This is a genomic window from Actinopolymorpha sp. B11F2 (assembly GCF_040195635.1).
In the GTDB taxonomy this organism is placed as follows: Bacteria; Actinomycetota; Actinomycetes; order Propionibacteriales; family Actinopolymorphaceae; genus Thermasporomyces.
The window spans coordinates 137,692-155,784 of the sequence record NZ_JBEFTX010000014.1 but is presented as its reverse complement, the minus strand read 5'-3'; the positions used below and the strand labels follow the sequence as shown (position 1 = coordinate 155,784).

13 protein-coding genes are annotated in these 18,093 nt (G+C 68.8%); 3 read left to right on the top strand and 10 right to left on the bottom strand.

All coding sequences use genetic code 11. The features are described 5' to 3' along the window. Positions 1-34: 34 nt before the first annotated feature. The 7 genes from trxA to ABN034_RS23670 all read right to left on the bottom strand — a co-directional run bounded on the left by trxA (position 35) and on the right by ABN034_RS23670 (position 9,429). Positions 35-364 carry a thioredoxin gene (gene trxA / locus ABN034_RS23700; protein ID WP_349330354.1) on the bottom strand — a complete coding sequence of 110 codons (330 nt, stop codon included), beginning with the start codon at positions 362-364 and terminating at the stop codon, positions 35-37. A 52-nt stretch (positions 365-416) separates the two neighbouring features. Next, complete coding sequence (gene trxB, locus ABN034_RS23695; protein ID WP_349693208.1) at positions 417-1,403, bottom strand: thioredoxin-disulfide reductase; 987 nt, start codon at positions 1,401-1,403, stop codon at positions 417-419. 129 nt (positions 1,404-1,532) lie between these two features. Beyond that, entirely contained in the window at positions 1,533-2,411 is an 879-nt protein-coding gene (locus ABN034_RS23690; protein ID WP_349693207.1) for an anti-sigma factor family protein, read from the bottom strand. Continuing rightward, the gene (gene sigM / locus ABN034_RS23685) at positions 2,408-3,160 is read right to left on the bottom strand and encodes an RNA polymerase sigma factor SigM (protein WP_349693206.1); all 753 of its coding nucleotides are present in this window, start codon (positions 3,158-3,160) and stop codon (positions 2,408-2,410) included. Before sigM ends, ABN034_RS23690 begins: the two co-directional genes overlap by 4 nt. Further along, positions 3,157-4,902, bottom strand: coding sequence for a protein kinase family protein (locus tag ABN034_RS23680; RefSeq protein WP_349693205.1), 1,746 nt, complete (start codon positions 4,900-4,902; stop codon positions 3,157-3,159). Before ABN034_RS23680 ends, sigM begins: the two co-directional genes overlap by 4 nt. A 214-nt stretch (positions 4,903-5,116) precedes the next feature. Then, positions 5,117-6,802 (bottom strand): murein biosynthesis integral membrane protein MurJ, encoded by a 1,686-nt coding sequence (gene murJ, locus ABN034_RS23675; protein WP_349693204.1) that lies wholly within the window; start codon positions 6,800-6,802, stop codon positions 5,117-5,119. Further along, entirely contained in the window at positions 6,799-9,429 is a 2,631-nt protein-coding gene (locus ABN034_RS23670; protein ID WP_349693203.1) for a DUF6049 family protein, read from the bottom strand. The genes murJ and ABN034_RS23670 overlap by 4 nt, the downstream gene beginning before the upstream one ends. Positions 9,430-9,535: 106 nt before the next feature. Here ABN034_RS23670 and ABN034_RS23665 point away from each other — a divergent pair, with 106 nt between their 5' ends. Next, positions 9,536-10,999 carry a CCA tRNA nucleotidyltransferase gene (locus ABN034_RS23665; RefSeq protein WP_349693202.1) on the top strand — a complete coding sequence of 488 codons (1,464 nt, stop codon included), beginning with the start codon at positions 9,536-9,538 and terminating at the stop codon, positions 10,997-10,999. Between the two features lie 417 nt (positions 11,000-11,416). On the opposite strand, the gene ABN034_RS23660 is transcribed toward ABN034_RS23665, so the two are convergent. The 3 genes from ABN034_RS23660 to ABN034_RS23650 all read right to left on the bottom strand — a co-directional run bounded on the left by ABN034_RS23660 (position 11,417) and on the right by ABN034_RS23650 (position 14,620). After that, the gene (locus tag ABN034_RS23660) at positions 11,417-12,742 is read right to left on the bottom strand and encodes an MFS transporter (RefSeq protein ID WP_349693201.1); all 1,326 of its coding nucleotides are present in this window, start codon (positions 12,740-12,742) and stop codon (positions 11,417-11,419) included. Between the two features lie 103 nt (positions 12,743-12,845). Then, positions 12,846-13,934 carry an inositol-3-phosphate synthase gene (locus ABN034_RS23655; RefSeq protein ID WP_349693200.1) on the bottom strand — a complete coding sequence of 363 codons (1,089 nt, stop codon included), beginning with the start codon at positions 13,932-13,934 and terminating at the stop codon, positions 12,846-12,848. Positions 13,935-14,059: 125 nt separating this feature from the next. Continuing rightward, positions 14,060-14,620, bottom strand: coding sequence for a PadR family transcriptional regulator (locus ABN034_RS23650; RefSeq protein WP_349330364.1), 561 nt, complete (start codon positions 14,618-14,620; stop codon positions 14,060-14,062). A gap of 299 nt (positions 14,621-14,919) precedes the next feature. On the opposite strand from ABN034_RS23650, the gene ABN034_RS23645 reads away from it, so the two are divergent. Together ABN034_RS23645 and ABN034_RS23640 are read left to right on the top strand one after the other, a co-directional pair. Then, positions 14,920-15,336, top strand: a complete 417-nt coding sequence (locus ABN034_RS23645) for a DUF5318 family protein (protein WP_349330365.1) — start codon at positions 14,920-14,922, stop codon at positions 15,334-15,336. Between the two features lie 67 nt (positions 15,337-15,403). Further along, positions 15,404-17,959 carry a transglycosylase domain-containing protein gene (locus ABN034_RS23640; protein WP_349693199.1) on the top strand — a complete coding sequence of 852 codons (2,556 nt, stop codon included), beginning with the start codon at positions 15,404-15,406 and terminating at the stop codon, positions 17,957-17,959. Positions 17,960-18,093 lie beyond the last annotated feature (134 nt).

The window sequence follows — 18,093 nt, the reverse complement described above, 5'->3', positions numbered from 1 at the left end:
AGCAGCAGGCGGGTTGGTCAGGTGCGGTTGGTGCTCAGGCTGCGACGAGGGTGGCGAGTTCCGCCTTGATCGCCGCCTTGGGCCGAGCGCCTACCAACGACTTCACGACTTCGCCGCCGACATAGACGTTGATCGTCGGAATGCCGGTGACGCGGTACTCCAACGGCGTCTGGGGGTTTTCGTCGACATTCAGCTTGACGAAGGTGATCTTGTCGGCATATTCGGTCGCGAGCTCCTCGAGAACCGGCGCGACCTGCCGGCACGGACCACACCATTCCGCCCAGAAGTCGACGACCACCGGCTTGTCGCTCTGCAAGACAGTGGTGGCGAACTCGAGATCGGTCACGGGCTTGATCGCGCCCACGGGCTTCTCCTCTCCGCTTACGTACTCAGCACAACACCGAGGACGGGCTTCTTCATCCCGCCCCCATGGTGGGCGCTGTGGTCTGCGCGGCGGAGACCTCCGGGACGTCCTCCAGCGCGGCAAGGAACCGCTCGGAATCCAGCGACGCGGCGCAACCCGTGCCGGCCGCCGTGATCGCCTGACGGTAGGTGTGGTCGACCAGGTCGCCTGCGGCAAAGACGCCCGGCAGGTTGGTGCGGGTCGTCGGTGCGTCGACCTTGACGTAGCCCTCGTCGTCGAGATCGACCTGGCCGCGTACGAGGTCGCTGCGCGGGTCGTGGCCAATCGCCTCGAAGAGCCCGGTGACCGGGAGGGTGGACTCCTCGCCGGTACGCAGGTTGGTCAGGCGTACGCCCTCGACCTTGTCCTTGCCGAGGACCTCGCTCACGGTGGAGTTCCACACGAACGAAATCTTGTCGTTGGCGAATGCCCGGTCCTGCATGATCTTGCTGGCGCGCAGCTCGTCACGCCGGTGGATCACGGTGACGGACTTGGCGAACTTCGTGAGGAACAACGCCTCTTCCATCGCCGAGTCGCCGCCGCCGACGACCGCGATGTCCTGGTCGCGGAAGAAGAACCCGTCGCAGGTCGCACACCACGAGACGCCGTGCCCCGACAGCAGGTCCTCACCGGGGATGTCGAGCTTGCGGTAGCGGGAACCCATCGCCAGGATGACTGCCCGCGCGCGGTGCTCGGTGCCGGAGCTGTCGGCGACCACCTTGATGTCGCCGGTGAGATCGACCCGCTGGACGTCGTCGGGGATGAGCTCGGCGTCGAAACGCTCCGCCTGCTTGCGGAACGCGTCCATCATGTCGGGTCCCATGATCCCGTCGGGGAAACCGGGGTAGTTCTCCACGTCGGTCGTGTTCATCAGCGCGCCGCCGGCTTCGACCGAGCCTTCGAAGACGAGGGGGTTGAGCCGGGCACGTCCGGCATAGAGGGCCGCGGTGTAACCGGCCGGGCCGGATCCGATGATGATGACATTGCGGACGTCAGTCACGGACCGATCCTCGCATTCGTCGGGGCAATCTGGAGCGATGTCACTGCGGTAACCGATCCTAGGTGCCCGACATTCCGTGACGGGGAGGGCGCCACGGGTGGCTACGAGGCGGGACCTTGGAGGCCCTCGTCAGCGGGGGGCGATGTCCGCGGAACGGACAATCTTGGCGTTCATACCGCAGGCGATGGCGTACGCACGGACGAGTCCGGGCTTGCCGGTCTCGGTGAGGGCGAGGGTGACCGGCTTGCCGTCGAGGCTTGCCGACATCGTGGCGAGGAGCTTGCCGGCGTTCTCGGTCTCGAGCAGCTCCTTGACGCAGCGGTCCGTCGGGCGGGTGGGCGGCGCGATGCCGGGAATGTCGTCGGTCTGGAACGACTTGCTCGGCGTGGGCGAGGGCGCCCGCCGACGTTCCAGCAGGCCGTCAATCTGGTCGGCGAAGCTTCCGGCGGAGAGTGTCGCCTTTGTTCCGGCCCGGAAACCGACCGTGGTGTCGCCCTTCGGTGCCGGAGTGCTCGACGACGGACCCGGCTTCTGCGCCGTGGGCGTTCCGGCGCCACTGAGGGCGGAGTAGACGGCACCGCCGCCCAGGGCGAGTGCTGCCACACTGGCGGCTGCGGCGAGCGCTGGCACCCAGCGTGGCTTCTTTCGTTCGGCCCTGCGGGCTCCAGGACGCGACATGCGCCTGACCCGTCCGAGGCTGGTTCCCGAGGGAGTGGCGGTGTCGGAAACGTAGCCGGGCTCGTAGGCTCCTGAAGCCTCCGCACCCCGTGCGGCGACCTCGGCGCTGATCACCGCTTCCAGCCGGTCACTGACGACAACGGGCATCGGGGCGGGCCGGGTGCCGGCGTCGCGGAGCAGCAGGCGAAGCTCGCCCAGGCTGTCGGCGACCGCCTGGCAGGATCCGCAGGCCCGCAGGTGAGCATGCACCTGCGCCGTCTCATGATCGGTCAGCAGACCTTCGAGGAAGTCGGCGAGGAGGTCGTTGCTGATATGGGGACCCACCGTCACCTCGCCTCCCCTGCGTGTCGGTCCGTCGTACGCCGACGGCGTCCTCCGGAAGCCGTCGGCCAACCCGGATCCGGCAGCTGTCCCGGCCCAGGCACGCCTTGGACGTCAGATGACGCGGTCGGGTTCCCGGAAGAACCCGGATCCTGGTCCGGTTCCCCCCGCCCACCCCGCAGGTGGAGGAGAAGGGGGACCAGCCGGGCACGCCCACGGGCGCAGCGGCTCTTGATCGTGCCCGGCGCGCAGTCGAGCATCGAGGCCGCCTCGTCGACGGAGTAGCCCTCCATGTCGACCAACACGATCGCCGCCCGCTGATCGGCGTTCAGGCTGTCGAGAGCGGTCATGATGTCGATCCGGAGCTCCTGCTGTTCGGCGGGATCCGGCGGGCGTACGGCCGCGAGCTCAGCCGCCCGGTCGTCCTCGGGGAGGGGATCCGCGGCGCGGACAGCGCGGCGGCGTACCCGGTCGAGGCAGGCGTTGACGACCACCCGGTGCAGCCAGGTCGTGACGGCCGACTCACCCCGGAACTGACCGGCGTTGCGGAATGCCGACACCAGGGCGTCCTGGAGGGCGTCGGCGGCCTCCTCCGGATCGGCGAGGGTTCGCAGCGCCACCGCCCAGAGCCGATCGCGATGCCGGCGGAACAGGTCGGCGAAAGCATCGGGGTCACCGGCAACGTGGCGGGCGATCAGTTCCTTGTCCGTGGGCACGTCGTTGCCCTCGATGAGACGGCTAGGGGTGCTCGAGGTCATCGGCGGACGACGATCTCCGCAATGCCGCCGCGATATTCCCCGCCGTCGGGCGGGAGCCGTGTCATCCAGACGAGTACGTACCGCGTGCTGACCTCGTTCTTGGGCTTCAACGTGACCTGTTCGTCGGCGCCTTTGGTTGACGCCACGGGGTCCCATCCGTCCAGAGTCGCGGGCGGGCCGCTGGCGTCCTTCGGCGCAGCCAGGAGTTGGAGGTCGGTGCCGCCCGGAACGAGGGTGAGGCGTACGGAGGTGAGATCCTGCGCCTTGCCGAGGTCGAACCAGATGCCGACGCCGGGCTTGTATGTGGTGAGGGGGTCGTCGAAGTAGGACATCGTCGTCCACGAGGTTCCCGGGTCGCCGTCATAGGCGTTGGAGATCTCCTCGGGATGCTCTTCGCCGTTGCCGCCGGGCGGCGGGTCGAAGTCCTTCGCGGCAACGACCTGAATCTTGACGTTGGCGGGCGATTTGGCATCGGACGGCGTCGAACCAGGCGACGACGTCGGGCCGGGGTCGCTGGGACCGAACGCCTGGCTCATGAGCTGCCAGCCGAGCAGCCCTGCGCCGGCGAGCAGGACGATCCCGACGAAGACGCCGGCGAGGCGCCGCCAGCGCGGGTTGACCGGGCGTGGGGCGGGTGCGTAACCGTGATGTTGGCGGATGGGCGCGTAGGCGCCCGAAGGCCGGTACGCGCTGTGGGCGTCGTCGTCTCGACGACCGCCGTATCCAGCGGGACCGCCGTAGCTCGCTGGGCCGCCGCGGTCAGCAGGCAAAGCGCCTGTGCTCTCGCCGCCCTCCATCGCCACGGCACCGTTGGGGACGCCTGGATCGAGGTCGACCGGTCGCCCACCCACCTGGGTCGGCTCGTCGGCGTAGCGGGACCGCCGCGGCTCCATCGCTCCACCGAGTGCATCGGCACCCGACGCCCCGGCAGGAGGTAGCAGCCCTTCGATCGGGGTCACGCCGACGACCTCGGTCAGGGCGGTGGCGATCTCCCGCGCCGTCTGCAACGGCGAGCCACTGCGTGGATGCTCGACGAGGATGCGTTCGGTGATCTCATCCAGTGGACGGGGTACGCCGGCCCGGCACTGCCGTGGCGATAGGAGCGAGCCATCGGCGGCCCTCGGCGCCGCACTGAGCCCGGACCGTGGACCGGTCGGCCAGCGGGCGGTGAGGCCGGCGTAGAGAAGCCGACCGAGGCCGAGGGAGTCGAGCCGGCCCGGCTCATCTTCTCCTCCGCCGCCACCGTTGGAGGTGAGGGCCGCCTGGGTCGCAAGACCCACGATCTTGAGCGAACCGGAGTCGGTGACGACGATGCTGTCCGGGTCGAGGCGTTCGTGGGTCAGGCCCTGGTCATGGGCCCGCGCCATCGCCTCCGCGACCTCGCGGACCAGCAGCCCGGCCTGGTGGGGCGGCAATGGGCCGTCAGCCAGGACGGTGCCGAGACTGCGACCGGCCACCCACTCGCGGACGACGTAGGCGACGCCATCGTCACGGAGCGCGTCGAGGACTCGGAGGAACCGGACGTCCGAAGCCGTGGCGGCCTTGCGAGACGCGTCGAGGAGCTGGTCGGCACGGGGGTCGTCGGCAGCCAGCACATGCAGCACTACCGAACGTGAGAGGACTTCGTCGACCGCGCGCCAGGTCTGCGCCACGCCACCATCACCCGGGGTCTCCGCGAGAAGCTCGGCGACCCGGTAGCGGCCAGCGAGCGTCACGCCCGGGTCGACATCAGTGGGATGCACGGCCCTCCTGCCCGCCGGGGGACGACGCCGCGCCCCAGTTTGGTTGGCTTGCGCCTACATGCTAATGCCAGCGCCGTCCTTGTGCTGGAACGGCAACTTCCACCTCTCCGGCACCTTCGCGGCGGTCGGACCCCGCCTACGAAAGACGTGTCGAAGCAGACCACGACCAGGCCCTGGCCGGTGACCGCTGCGCCCGCCGGGGACGGCCGGCGGCTCAGACTGAGCCACGGCCGAGGCGACCACGGACCAGCGCGACGAGTTCGGCGATCTCACGGACCCGGAACACCTGTGCCAGCAGAAGATAGCCCCCTGCCAGGACGGTGCCACCGGCCAGCACCGCAGTCGCCGCCCCGATCGCGCCACCGTCCAGGGCGCCTGACACCAGCCGGCCCACACCGTACGCCCCCAGCCCCGCGAGCAGTGCCGCGGCACCCGCCCGGGCGTACGTACTCTGCAGGCGACGGCCGTCAACCCCGCCGATCCGCCGCCGGAGAACCGCGACACTGGCGAAGAAGCCGATCCAATAGCCGATGCCGTACGACACGGCGATGCCGACCGTCTTCCACTGCACTGGAAGGACGGCGTACGCGGTGATCGCACACGCCGCGCTTGCCGCCACCACGAGGATCTGGATGAAGACCGGCGTCCGGGTGTCCTCGTACGCATAGAAGCCACGCAGCATGATGTGCTGGCTGGAGAAGCCGATCAGGCCGAGCGCGAAGCCCATGAGGACGTACCCCATGAACCGTGCACTCGCCTCGTCGACCTGGCCGTGCATGAACAGGGCCACCGTCATGTCAGGACCGAGCGCGAGGAACGCGACCGCCGCCGGGATGATGGCGACGGCCGTGAGCCGCAGCCCGTGGGAGAGGTCCGAACGCACCTGCGCCGGATCGTTCTCGGCGGCCGCCAGGCTCATCCGGGGGAGCAGGGCCGCCACGATCGACACGGTGATCACCGCGTGCGGCAGCATCAGGATGAGGTACGCGTTGAGGTACGGCGTCAGGCCGTAGCCCTGCTCGGCGCCGTACACGGTCAGCGCTTGGGCACCGACTCCGGTGGTGAGTCGCGTCGCGGTGACGAACCACAGCTGGTTGATGAGGACGTACCCGATCGTCCAGGCGGCGAGCTTGCCAGACCTGCCGACGCCGCCGCCGCGGAAGTCGAAGCGAGGACGGAGCCGGAACCCGGCCTTCCTGAGAACGGGAACGAGGCACAGCGCCTGCAGCGCGATCCCCAGTGTCGAACCGAGGCCGAGCAACGCGATGTCGCCGCCGTCGATCGACTGCGGCGAGTCGGCGTCGGAGACGACGATGAACGTACCGAAGACCGCGATCGCGATCAGGTTGTTGAGGATCGGCGACCACATCATCGGGCCGAATCGTCCACGGGCGTTGAGGATCTGGCCGAAGATGATGTAGAGGCCGTAGAAGAAGATCTGCGGCAGGCAGTACCACGCGAAGGTGACGGCGAGGGTGAAGTACGGCCGGTTGGCCTGCTCCAGCAGGTCGTCGCTCGCGTAGACGCTGACAAGTGCGGGTGCGAAGAGCACCGCCACCACGCTCATGCCGGCGAGCACGATCGCGGTGAGAGTGAGCAGCCGCTGTCCGAACGCCTGGCCGCCGTCCGGGTCGTTCTTCATCGCGCGGACCAACTGGGGTACGAAGACCGCGTTGAGCGCGCCGCCCGCGACCAGGATGTAGAGCGAGTTGGGCAGGGCGTTCGCGAGGTTGAACGTGTCGGCGAACAGCGCGGTGCCGAGCGCCCAGACCAGGACCAGGCTGCGGACGAAACCCGTCAGCCGGGAGACGATGGTGCCGAGTGCCATGACGGCGCTGGCGCGAAGCAGACTCGACTGGCGGGCCGGCGCGTCCGCCGGGGCCACAGTTTCCTCGCTCACCGCGGCGCTCTCGTCCTGTCGTGGTCGGGGTCGGTGCCGTTGGACTCCGAGCCCGCGCGCACGCCGTGGTGGGCGGCCGGGTCACGGTCGGCGTCGGCGCCACGGCTCGCGTCGAGGCCAGTGCCTGTGCAATTGCCGGTGGCTGTGCCGGTGTCGATGCCGTTGTCGGCGCCAGTGCCGGCGTCGGCGGGGTGCTCCGCTCCGGTGCTGTGCTCCGCTTCGGTGGTGTGGTTCCGGTCCTGGTGTGCCGCGTTCAGCCTGATCTGGCCGTTCGACGCGCCGTCGGGAAGCTCGAGGTCCGGCAGCGACGCAACGCCCCGCGGGGCGGGGGGCGGCTGCTCCGTCCCTTCCTCGTCCCCGGTCTCGCCGACCTCGCCTCGACCCTCGCCTCGACCCTCGCCAGGACCCTCGCCAGGACCCTCGTCTGGATGCTCGTCGGCATCGTGTCGGCGGGTGACCACCGCACGGACCCGGCGGAAGATCCGGGTACTCGCGCCCAGCAGCAGCAGTCCGAGGCCCGCGCAGATGATCACCCAGCCGACCTGGCCGTAACCCCGGATGTTGACCGGGAACGATTCGGTGGCCCCGAACTCCGTTCCTGCCGTCGTGGTCAGACCCACCTGCATCAGGACCGACCGCGCGCCGCCGGAGGTCTCGGCGTCGACCCGGACGGTGACCTTGCGGTTCGGGTCGACGCGTACCGGCTCGATCGGGGCGACCTTGAGCCGGTCAGGGCTGGTGGACCGGACGTCGAGCTGGACCTGGACCGGGTTGTCGCCCTTGTTCTCGATGGTGACCGGGAACCGGCCGGTACGACTGGACAAGGTCACCAGAGGTGGCGGGATCACCGACACGTCGGTGATCGTTTCCCGTAGGTCGGCGTCGATCGCGTCGATCAGCTCGGCGGCCTGCTCTGGCTCCTGCCGCCAGGCCATCGAGGTCCCGCGCAGGAACGCGAGGTCGACGCGCGCGCGGGACTCCTTGGGATCGGCGAGCAGGTCGAGGACGGTGTCGGTGGTCGCATCGAGCTCCCGGAGCTGGCTGAGGACGGAAGGACTCAGCTCGGCACGTTCGTCGGCGCCAGACCTGGCGAGCGGACCGCCGTACGCCGTCGGCGGCTGGGACAGCAACGCCGCCGCCGATACCGGGCGTAGCCAGGACGTGGAGTCGACGGTCGAGAACAGGTGGGAGCCGGCCGCGCCGGGGTTCCACCCGCGGGGGAACACCGCGACGACGCGGCGCTGCGGGTCCTGAGGACTCCCGGGAGCCGCGGGGGCGGCGCCGGTGCCAGGCGGCCCGGCGGGTCCCGAGGAGGCGGCACTCCCCGCGGCCACGGCGTCAGGGTCGACCTCCTGCATGGCAAGGAGCGCGGTCTCGCTGAGGAACCGTTGCTGGACGTTGACCACCGAGGACTTGACCGCCGGACCACCACCGGCCGTGAGGGCCGGGTCGACCACCAGGGCGGTGAGTGCGCCCTCCGGGGTCGCGAGGGACGCCACCGGGCTCGATCCGTCGCGCGGCAGGTCCGGCATCGCGTGCTTCGACAGCAGCACGGTCTTGGCCCCACTCGCGGCGATCATCTCCAGTGTGCCCGCATCGGCGTAACCGTCGCCCGGCCAGGCGAGGGTGCCGCTCGCGCGGTAGTCCTTGACCGCCTGCTTGGCCGCGTTGACCGCCTGGCCGGAACGTTCGGTGAACCGGTGACGCTCGAGTGCGGGCAGGTCGGGATCCGCGTACGGCAGCATCAGGGTGTGACCGGCGTCCAACACTCCACGGGCGCGGTTGAGCCACCGGCGGATGTCGGCGGTCTCACTGGCTTTGACCTCCCTGCCGTTGGAGGTTGTGTAACCGTCGGCCATGCGTTCGGCCTCGGCCAGGAGCGCCGGGTCGACGACGAAGGTCAGGTCATGGGCCGAACCGAGCTCGAGAAGGCGGCTCAACCGGCCGTTCGGTCCGAACTCCTTGAGGTTCGGCAGGCCGTCCGGTGTGGTGGTGCTCCGCGAAGGACTCGTCCGGGGTGGCGTGCTGATCTCCTCACCGGCGACCAGGCCGGGGCGGCCGTTGATCGGCAGCAGGAACGACACCTCCACCGGCGTCATCGTGGTGCCCTTCTCGATGAACGGAAGGAACGACCGGGCCCGCCAGGTCTCCCGCTCGGAGGTGTCCGGTGGGAGCGCCCGGATGTCGACGCCGACGACATAAACACCGGACTCGTCGAGCTGCAGCTCGTCAGTGGGGACGGCGACCTCGAACTTCCTCGTCGCCCGCGGTGGCAGCGTCGTCGCCACCTCGTCGACGAGCTCCCATGGCTCGTCCAGGCGTACGCCGAGGCGTTCGCCGGGACGTTCGGCCGCCGCCGTCGCGAGCTGATCACGGGTGGTGAGAGGGGTCTCATCGAGCCACAGCATCGCGTTGACGGTGGACAGCGGGACGTCACCGGTGTTGGTGACCCGCCCGGAGACCCGGATCTCCTTGGTGGCGGACGTGGCATAGGGGGTCTGTGAGTCGACGGTTACGCGGAGTCGAGGCTCCCCGTCGGCCGTGGCCGGGGTCGCGGCCGAGAGCACGCTGACGAGGCTGGCCAGCACGGTCAGCAGCGCGCACAGCAACCTCGGACGCGGCAACACCCCTCGATGCTAATGGTCGCCGCTGAGAGGCATCGGCCGTCCCGGGGATGGCGGGAGGGCGGGCGACGGCCAGACGGGCTGGGGCCACGCCGTACGCTTGCCTCCCGTGTCGAGCGACCGGCTGAGCGAGGCCCAGCGCCGAGGCGTACGCGAACTGTTGCGGATCGCACCCGTGATCGACGAGCTGGGCGCGCGGTTCCAGTCCGCGGGCGTCCCGCTCGCCCTGGTCGGCGGGTCGGTGCGTGACGCACTGCTCGGGCGGCTCGGCCACGATCTCGACTTCACCACCCGGGCACGACCCGACGAGATCGAACGCCTGCTGACCGGGTGGGCCGACGCCACATGGGACATCGGCCGCGACTTCGGCACGATCGGCGCGCGCAAGGGCGAGTGGACGATCGAGATCACGACGTTCCGTGCCGAGTCCTACGACCCGGAGAGCCGTAAGCCGACGGTGACCTACGGCGACACGCTGGAGGGTGACCTCGGCCGGCGCGACTTCACGGTCAACGCCCTGGCCGTCACGCTGCCGGTCACCCAGCCGGAGCGGGTCTTCGTCGATCCGTACGGCGGTGTGACCGATCTCGTGGCGGGTGTTCTGCGTACTCCCGGTACGCCGGAGGCGTCGTTCACCGACGACCCGTTGCGGATGCTGCGGGCGGCGCGCTTCGCCAGCCAGCTCGGCTTCGCCGTGGCGCCGGAGGTGGTCGAGGCGATTCGGGCGATGGCGGACCGGATCTCGATCGTGTCGGCCGAACGCGTCCGCGACGAACTGGTCAAGCTGGTCTGCGGTGCGCATCCGCGGGCGGGCCTGGAGCTGCTGGTGAGCACGGGTCTGGCCGATCAGGTGCTGCCAGAGCTGCCGGCGCTGCGGCTCGAGGTCGACGAACACCACCGACACAAGGACGTCTACGAGCACAGCCTCACCGTCCTGGAGCAGGCGATCGCGCAGGAGCAGCGGGTGCGCCCAGACGGCGGCGCCGACTTCGTGACCCGCTTCGCCGCGCTGATGCACGACATCGGCAAACCGGCGACGCGCCGGTTCGAGGGCGGCGGTCGGGTGACGTTCCACCACCACGAGGTGGTCGGGGCGAAGATGACCGCGAAGCGGATGCGGGCGCTTCGGTTCTCCGGCGAGCAGATCCACGACGTGGCGCGGCTGGTGGAGTTGCACCTGCGTTTCCACGGTTACGGCGGTGGAGAGTGGACCGACTCGGCCGTACGACGCTACGTCCGCGACGCCGGCCCGCTCCTCGACCGGCTGCACGTGCTCACCCGGGCCGACTGCACCACCCGGAACAAGCGCAAGGCGGCCGCACTCCAGCGCACCTACGACCAGCTGGAGGAACGCATCTCCCGGCTGGCGGAGGAGGAGGAGATCAACCGGATCCGGCCGGACCTCGACGGGAACGCGATCATGGAGCTGCTCGGCGTCGGGCCGGGGCCGATCGTGGGGCGGGCGTGGCGGCACCTGCTGGAGGTCCGCCTCGACCAGGGACCGCAGGACCCCGAGGCCGTCCGGGCGGAGCTCCTCCGGTGGTGGAAGGACCAACCCGAGTCCTCCGGCTAGATGGAGTGACCCGGGACTGCCGGCGGACCACCGGCTGAGCTGCGTGCGAATGACAGCTCGGCACAGGACCGGCTCAAGACGGGACGGCCCGGCGGCGGTCGGACGGCGGTCGGACCGCGAACGGACCGCGAATGACCACGCTGAGCATGCCTGTGGCACCTGGAACAGGCATGGACGCCTCGGAAGTGTCCACAGGCCTGCTCAGCGTGGTCATTCCCCGCCGGCCGGCTGGCGCGGCTGGTCCAGGTTGTCCGCCCGGCCGACCCGCCCGGCCGACCCGCCCGGCCGACCCGCCCGGCCGACCCGCCCGGCTTGCCGCGTGGGTCAGCCCGCCGGGTCAGGGGAGGGAACGGCGGGTCAGGGGAGGGAACGGCGGGTCAGGGGAGGGAACGGCGGGTCAGGGGAGGGAACGGCGGGTCAGGGGAGGGAACGGCGGGTCTCCGCGTACGCGTCGTCCCGTGGGCGGGTCCAGACTCCGGTCACACGGGCGTAACCCACCGCGGCCGCCGCGTAGACCGCCGCCGAGCAGATGAGGATCGCGTACGACTTGCCGGTCGGGGGCAGCGTGACCGCCGCGAACGCCGCCGCCGCGACGAAGACCACGTTGAACAGCACGTCGTAGAGTGCGAAGACGCGCCCGCGGTAGACGTCGTCGATCGTCTCCTGTACGAGCGTGTCGACGCAGATCTTGATGCCCTGCGCCGCGACCCCGAGGACGTAGGCCGTTGCCAGCATGCTGACCCGGGTGTAGAACGCGCCCGGCAGGACGATGCTCACCGCCGCCGCACCGAAGAGCGCGACCATCCAAGTCTCCTTCCTTATCCGGCGTACGACGATGGGCGTCAGCAGCGCGGCCGTGCCGTAACCCAGCCCGCTGGCGAGAACGGCGGTGGCGACGCCGGCGAGTCCAGCTGAGGCGTTCGCGGGCGAGAAGTAGTTGCGGTAGAGCAGCAGCATCGCCACCGCGGAGACGCTGTAGACGAACCGCTGGACGCCGATCGCCGCCAACCCGTAGACGGCCGACCTCCTCGACCACACGTGCCGGGTGCCGTCGACGAAGCCCTGCAGGACGTGCCCGACCGCCTCTCGTACCGCCCGCCGCGCCGTGTCGAGGTCCGGCCCGAGCAGCCGTCGAGACATGCGGAGCGCCAGCAGCCCGGCGGCCAGAAAACCGATTGAGGCGGCGCTGAGCACCACCGTCTCAGGGCCCGCTGACACCATGTCCCCGCTGAGTGTCGCGACGCCTGAGCCAACCCCGATCCCCACGAGGTAGGCAAGGGTGCCGCAGGTCGGGGAGACGGCGTTGGCCATGACGAGACGATCAAGCGGTACGACATGCGGAAGTGCCGCCGACAGGGCCGTCAGCAGGAACCGGTTGACCGACAGGCAGGCAAGGACCAGCAGGTAGAAACCGGGACCGTCACCGTTGCCGGACACAAGCACTGCGATCCCGGCCGCCAGGACCGCCCGGAGGAGGTTGGACGCCAAGAGCACCTGCCGCCTCGACCAGCGGTCGAGAAGCACCCCGCAGAACGGCCCCAGTAAGGAGAAGGGCAGCAGCAGCGCCGCGAACCCGGCCGCGATGGCGGTAGCCGTCGGTTGCCTTTCCGGAGAAAAGAGAACATACGACGCGAGTGCGACCTGAAATATCCCGTCGGAGAACTGCGAGGCAAGACGGACCGCGAAGAGCCGGCGGAAATCCCGGTACCCCAGAAGCACCCTGAGGTCGGTCACGAACTGCACTTCCCAAGGCTAGTTCGCAAAGCCTCCACCCCGGGGCCAGACGAACCGGCTGCCCGGGGTGGAGGAGAAGAAGCTCAGCGCTTCTATGGTGAGGGTGGAAGGTTCAGCGCTCGACGTCGCCGCGGATGAACTTCTCCACCAGATTCCGCGCCTCGTCGTCGGAATACTGCACGGGCGGGCTCTTCATGAAGTACGCCGACGCCGAGAGGATCGGGCCGCCGATGCCGCGGTCCTTCGCGATCTTCGCGGCCCGGATCGCGTCGATGATGATGCCGGCGGAGTTGGGCGAGTCCCAGACCTCCAGCTTGTATTCCAGGCTGAGCGGCACATCACCGAACGCACGCCCTTCCAGTCGTACGTACGCCCATTTGCGGTCGTCGAGCCACGGCACGTGATCACTCGGACCCACGTGCACGTTGCGCTTTTCCAATTCGCGCGGGATCTGCGACGTCACCGACTGGGTCTTCGAGATCTTCTTCGACTCGAGCCGATCGCGTTCGAGCATGTTCATGAAGTCCATGTTGCCGCCGAAGTTGAGCTGGTACGTCCGGTCGACGACGACGCCGCGGTCCTCGAAAAGCTTCGACAGCACGCGATGCGTGATGGTGGCGCCGACCTGACTCTTGATGTCGTCGCCCACGATCGGCAACCCCGCGTCGGTGAACTTCTTCGCCCATGCGGGGTCGGTCGCGATGAAGACTGGCAGGGCGTTGACGAAAGCGACACCCGCGTCGAGCGCACATTGCGCATAGAACCGGTCGGCCTGCTCAGAACCCACCGGAAGGTACGAAACGAGCACATCGGTCCCGGCGTCCTTCAACGTCTGCACGACATCGACGGGATCCTGGTCCGACTCGGTGATGGTCTCGCGGTAGTACTTCCCGAGTCCGTCGAATGTCGGTCCGCGCTGAACCGTCACTCCGGTCGGGGGAACGTCACAGATCTTGATCGTGTTGTTCTCGCTCGCACCAATGGCGTCGGCGATGTCCTGGCCGACCTTCTTGGCGTCGACGTCGAAAGCGGCGACGAACTGGACATCCCGGACGTGATACGGGCCGAACTCCACGTGCATGAGGCCCGGCACCTGCTGACCCGGGTCGGCGTCCCGGTAGTACTGGACGCCTTGGATCAGTGAGGTCGCGCAGTTGCCGACACCTACGAGGGCAACCCGGATCGCCTGCGAATCCCTCAAGGTCATCTCCCTTGTCTTAAGCACCGCAGTGTCGATGCACCCCTGAAGGTGAAGCGCACCGTTGTCATTTGTGCACCGCTAGGGCGTGTCTCCCAAGTCGTCTCGCGCGCGAAGGTCGACGCGGCTCAGTTCGCTGGCTGTCCGCGTTCCCGCTGCTCCGACGCGATCATGCTGCTGAGCCAGCTCACTTCCCGTTCGACGGACTCCAGGTCGTGGCGGTGGAGTTCGACGGCATAGAAGTCGACCCGTTCCTGGGTGCGTTCGAGCTGGGTGCGGACCCGGTCCAGCCGTTCCTCCAGGCGGCGCCGCCGCCCTTCGAGGATCCGCAGGCGCACGCTGATGTCCGTACGGGCGAAGAAGGCGAAGTGGACGCCGAAGTTGTCGTCCTCCCAGGTCGAAGGGCCACCCTCTGCCAGGAGTTCGGCGAACCGGTCCTCACCGCTGTCGGTGAGCTGGTAGACGATCTTCGCGCGGCGCCGTCCAGTTGTGGTCGTGTCTGACGTGTCCTCGGAGATCCAGCCCTGCCGGAGCATCGCCTTGAGGCACGGGTAGAGCGAGCCGTAGGAGAGCGCTCTGCCCCACCCGAACTGGGCGTTGAGCCGCTTCCTGATCTCGTACCCGTGCATCGGGGTTTCGTTCAGCAGCCCCAGCACAGCCATCTCGAGTACGCCGCTTCGTCGTGCCACGCCTTCTCATCCGTTCCGGGGGTTCGTTCCGGGGGCCCAGCGACACCGGAGTCGCGCTGGGTCCATGCCATGCCGGCGTCGACCGCGGTGCGGCCTCAGGCAGGCGACGCCGCCCAGCACCGGACGAGCCTCGTCGCTCGTGGTCGGACACCAGCTCCGATATATCGCATCGATACATCGACGCGATAGGCGTGCACGATAGGTCAGCGAGCCGGTCCGGCGCAATACCCCCATCGGCGTACGAACCGCGCATGGGCGCGACCTTCAACCCGCTGGCATGAGGCCGTACCCTCGATGCCATGTGGTCCCAACGGTCGGTCGTCGATTACAGCCTGCAGCGCAAAGCCACGCTGCTCGCGCTGTTCGGTGGCCGCGCGACCGTGATGGAGGACGTCTGCGACGCCGACCCGTATCTCCTACGGGCGGCGAAGTTTCACGGGGAACCAACAGACCGGACCTGTCCGGTCTGCCGCAAGGAGAAGCTCACGAACGTCACCTATGTGTTCGGTGACGAGCTCGGGCAGTACTCCGGCCGAATTCGCCAGACCGCCGAACTCGAGGCGATGGCGCGCGAGCACGGGGAGTTTCGCGTGTACGTCGTCGAGGTGTGCCAGGGCTGCGGGTGGAATCACCTCACCACCTCCTACGTCCTCGGCGATGGTGTGCCGCGGCGACCCCCCCGTCGACAGCGCACGGTGGAGGACGAATACTCGTAGACCGGACACTTTGCCGTACCCGTCGGTAGCGCCAGTCGCTGCCGGCCAACCCTAGAGGGACGACACTGTGACGCGGATCCGTTCCCGTGGCGGCCGTGACGACTATCGCGGAGCCACACCTGCCGCCGGTCGGCGTACCGGCGGCAGTTCGTATGACGACGCTCGGCGCGCCGACGGTGCGTACACCGGCGGCGGTGCGCACTCCGGAAACGGTGTGTACACCGGTAACGGTGGCCGGCACACCGACGGCTACGGCAGTCGTCGTGGCCCCACCTCCATCGCCGCGCGCGAGGACGGCTACGTCGGACAGCGTGCCGACCGCTTCAGCGGGATGCCCGACGACCGCCCGACCGAGCGGCGATCCCTCGGTCTGGTCGACGTGTTGGACGACGGCTACTCCGGCCGTGCGGGCGACGGTCACCGCGGAGGACGCGCGAACGGTGGTGGTGCGGGTGGTGGCCGACCTGGTGCACCGCTGGGGCACCGTCGAGGAGGCGCAGGTGGTGGTCGGTCGCACGGCCGGGTGCGGCGTCGCCGGCGTGGTCGCCAGATCCTGATCGGGCTGCTGCTGACGTCCGGTCTCGGCCTGCTCGCGGCGGTCGTGGCGTTCGTCATCATCTACGCGCGCACCGAGCCCCCAAACCCCAACGAGTTGGCGACGGCCAACACCACGACCCTGTACTACAAGGACGGCAAGAGCGTGATGGGGTCGTTCCAGTTGGAGGATCAGGACCGGATCTCGGTTCCGCTCGACCAGGTGCCGCAGCGCGTCCAGGACGCCATCATCGCGGCCGAGAACCGGACCTTCTGGACCGACAGCGGGATCTCCCCGACCGGCATCGCCCGTGCCGTGTGGAACCAGGCCCGCGGCCAGTCGACGCAGGGTGGCTCGACGATCAGCCAGCAGTACGTCAAGAACTACTACCTCACCCAGGAACAGACCTGGAAGCGGAAGTTCAAAGAGCTCTTCATCACGCTGAAGATCGAGCGCACGCAGTCGAAGCAGCAGATCCTGCAGAACTACCTCAACACGAGCTACTTCGGCCGAGGAGCCTGGGGCATCGAAGTCGCCGCCGACGCCTACTTCGGCAAGCACGTGCAAGACCTCACCCCGCAGGAGGCGGCGGTGCTGGCCGCGGTGTTGCGGGCGCCGAACAACTACGACCCGTCGGTCGACCCGACGAACAAGCCTCGGCTCGAGGGCCGCTACCGGTACGTCCTCTCCGGGATGGCGCAGCTCGGCTCCAAGGTCACTCCCCAGCAGGCCAAGACGTGGCCGCTACCCAAGATCAACCAGTCCAGCAACAACAAGACCTATGACGGGCCCAACGGCTTCCTCCTCGTGCAGGTCCGCAAGGAGCTGTCCAAGCTCGGCTACAGCGAACGTGAGATCGACTCCGGGGGCCTGAAGGTCACGACCACGTTCGACCCCAAGGCGCAGCGGGCGATGGAGCAGGCGTTCACGAAGAACTTCCCGAAGAAGAACGCCAAGGGTGTCCACGCCGGAGCGTCGGCAGTGCGCCCCGGCACGGGCGAGGTCGTAGCCATGTACGGCGGGCCGGACTATCTCAAGCGGCAGTTCAACGACGCGACGCAGGCGAAGCTGCAGCCTGGTTCGACGTTCAAGGCGTTCGCCCTGGCCGCAGCGCTCGAGAACAACATCTCACTCGAGAGCAGGTTCTCCGGAAACTCGCCGTTCGAGCTCGAGAACGGCGACGAGGTCAACAACGAGTTCGACGAGGACTACGGCGAGTACGTCGACCTGACGACGGCGACCCGCGAGTCCATCAACACCGCCTTTGCCGATCTGACTGTCAACGCGCTCAAGCCGGGTGGTCCCGGTAAGGTCGTCGACGCGGCCATCCGGGCGGGCGTTCCCGAAGACACCAAGGGTCTGGACAAGCACGCCAAGGTCGCTCTCGGGTTCGCTTCGGTGTCGCCGACGGACATGGCCAACGCCTATGCCACCTTCGCCGCCGGTGGGCAGCACACGAAATGGCACGTCGTCCAGCAGGTCGCCAAACGCAGCGGCGAGGTCGAATACGAGCATCCGATCGGACTGGACCGTGCGTTCGACAGTGACGTGGTAAGCGACATCAACCACGCACTACAGGACGTCATCCAGAACGGAACCGGTGAGAACGAGGCCAAGGCGATCGGCCGGCCGGCCGCCGGCAAGACCGGTACGCACGAGGACGAGACCGCCTGGTTCGTCGGCTACACCCCACAGCTGTCGACCGCGGTCGCGTTCTACAAGGACGCCGACGGCGACGGCAAGAAGGAGTCGCTGGACAACGTAGGCGGCCAGGGCACGTTCTTCGGCGGCGGCTATCCGGCGCGGATCTGGACGTCGTTCATGAAGGCGGCGTTGAAGGGTCAGCCCAGGACCCCGTTCCCGCCGCCGGCCGAGGTCGGCAAGGACGTGAACCCGAAGCCGACCTGGACGCCGACGCCGACCGCGGAGCCCGAACCCACCACGACGGTCCCGCCGGGGCCCGGCGAGGACCCGGGCCCGAATCCCAAGCCGACCTTCACCGGGCCAGGTGAGCCCGAGCCGACCCAGTCCCCGGAGCCCACACCGACCGAGGACGATGACTGGCCGCCCTGGGGCCGAAACAACTGATCTGCCTGCGTGATCTTCGTACGGTGGCCTACCGATGGGTAATAATTCCGGGTCAGACGGGCAAATGAGTCCTCTCCAGGTACCGACAACCGGGGCTCGATAGGGCACGATGGGGCGGAACCGGGACCGACTCG

Coding starts and splice junctions, on each gene's coding strand:
- sigM (WP_349693206.1), bottom strand. CDS start 3,160: ATGACCTCGAGCACCCCTAGCCGTCTCATCGAGGGCAACGACGTGCCC.
- ABN034_RS23645 (WP_349330365.1), top strand. CDS start 14,920: ATGTGGTCCCAACGGTCGGTCGTCGATTACAGCCTGCAGCGCAAAGCC.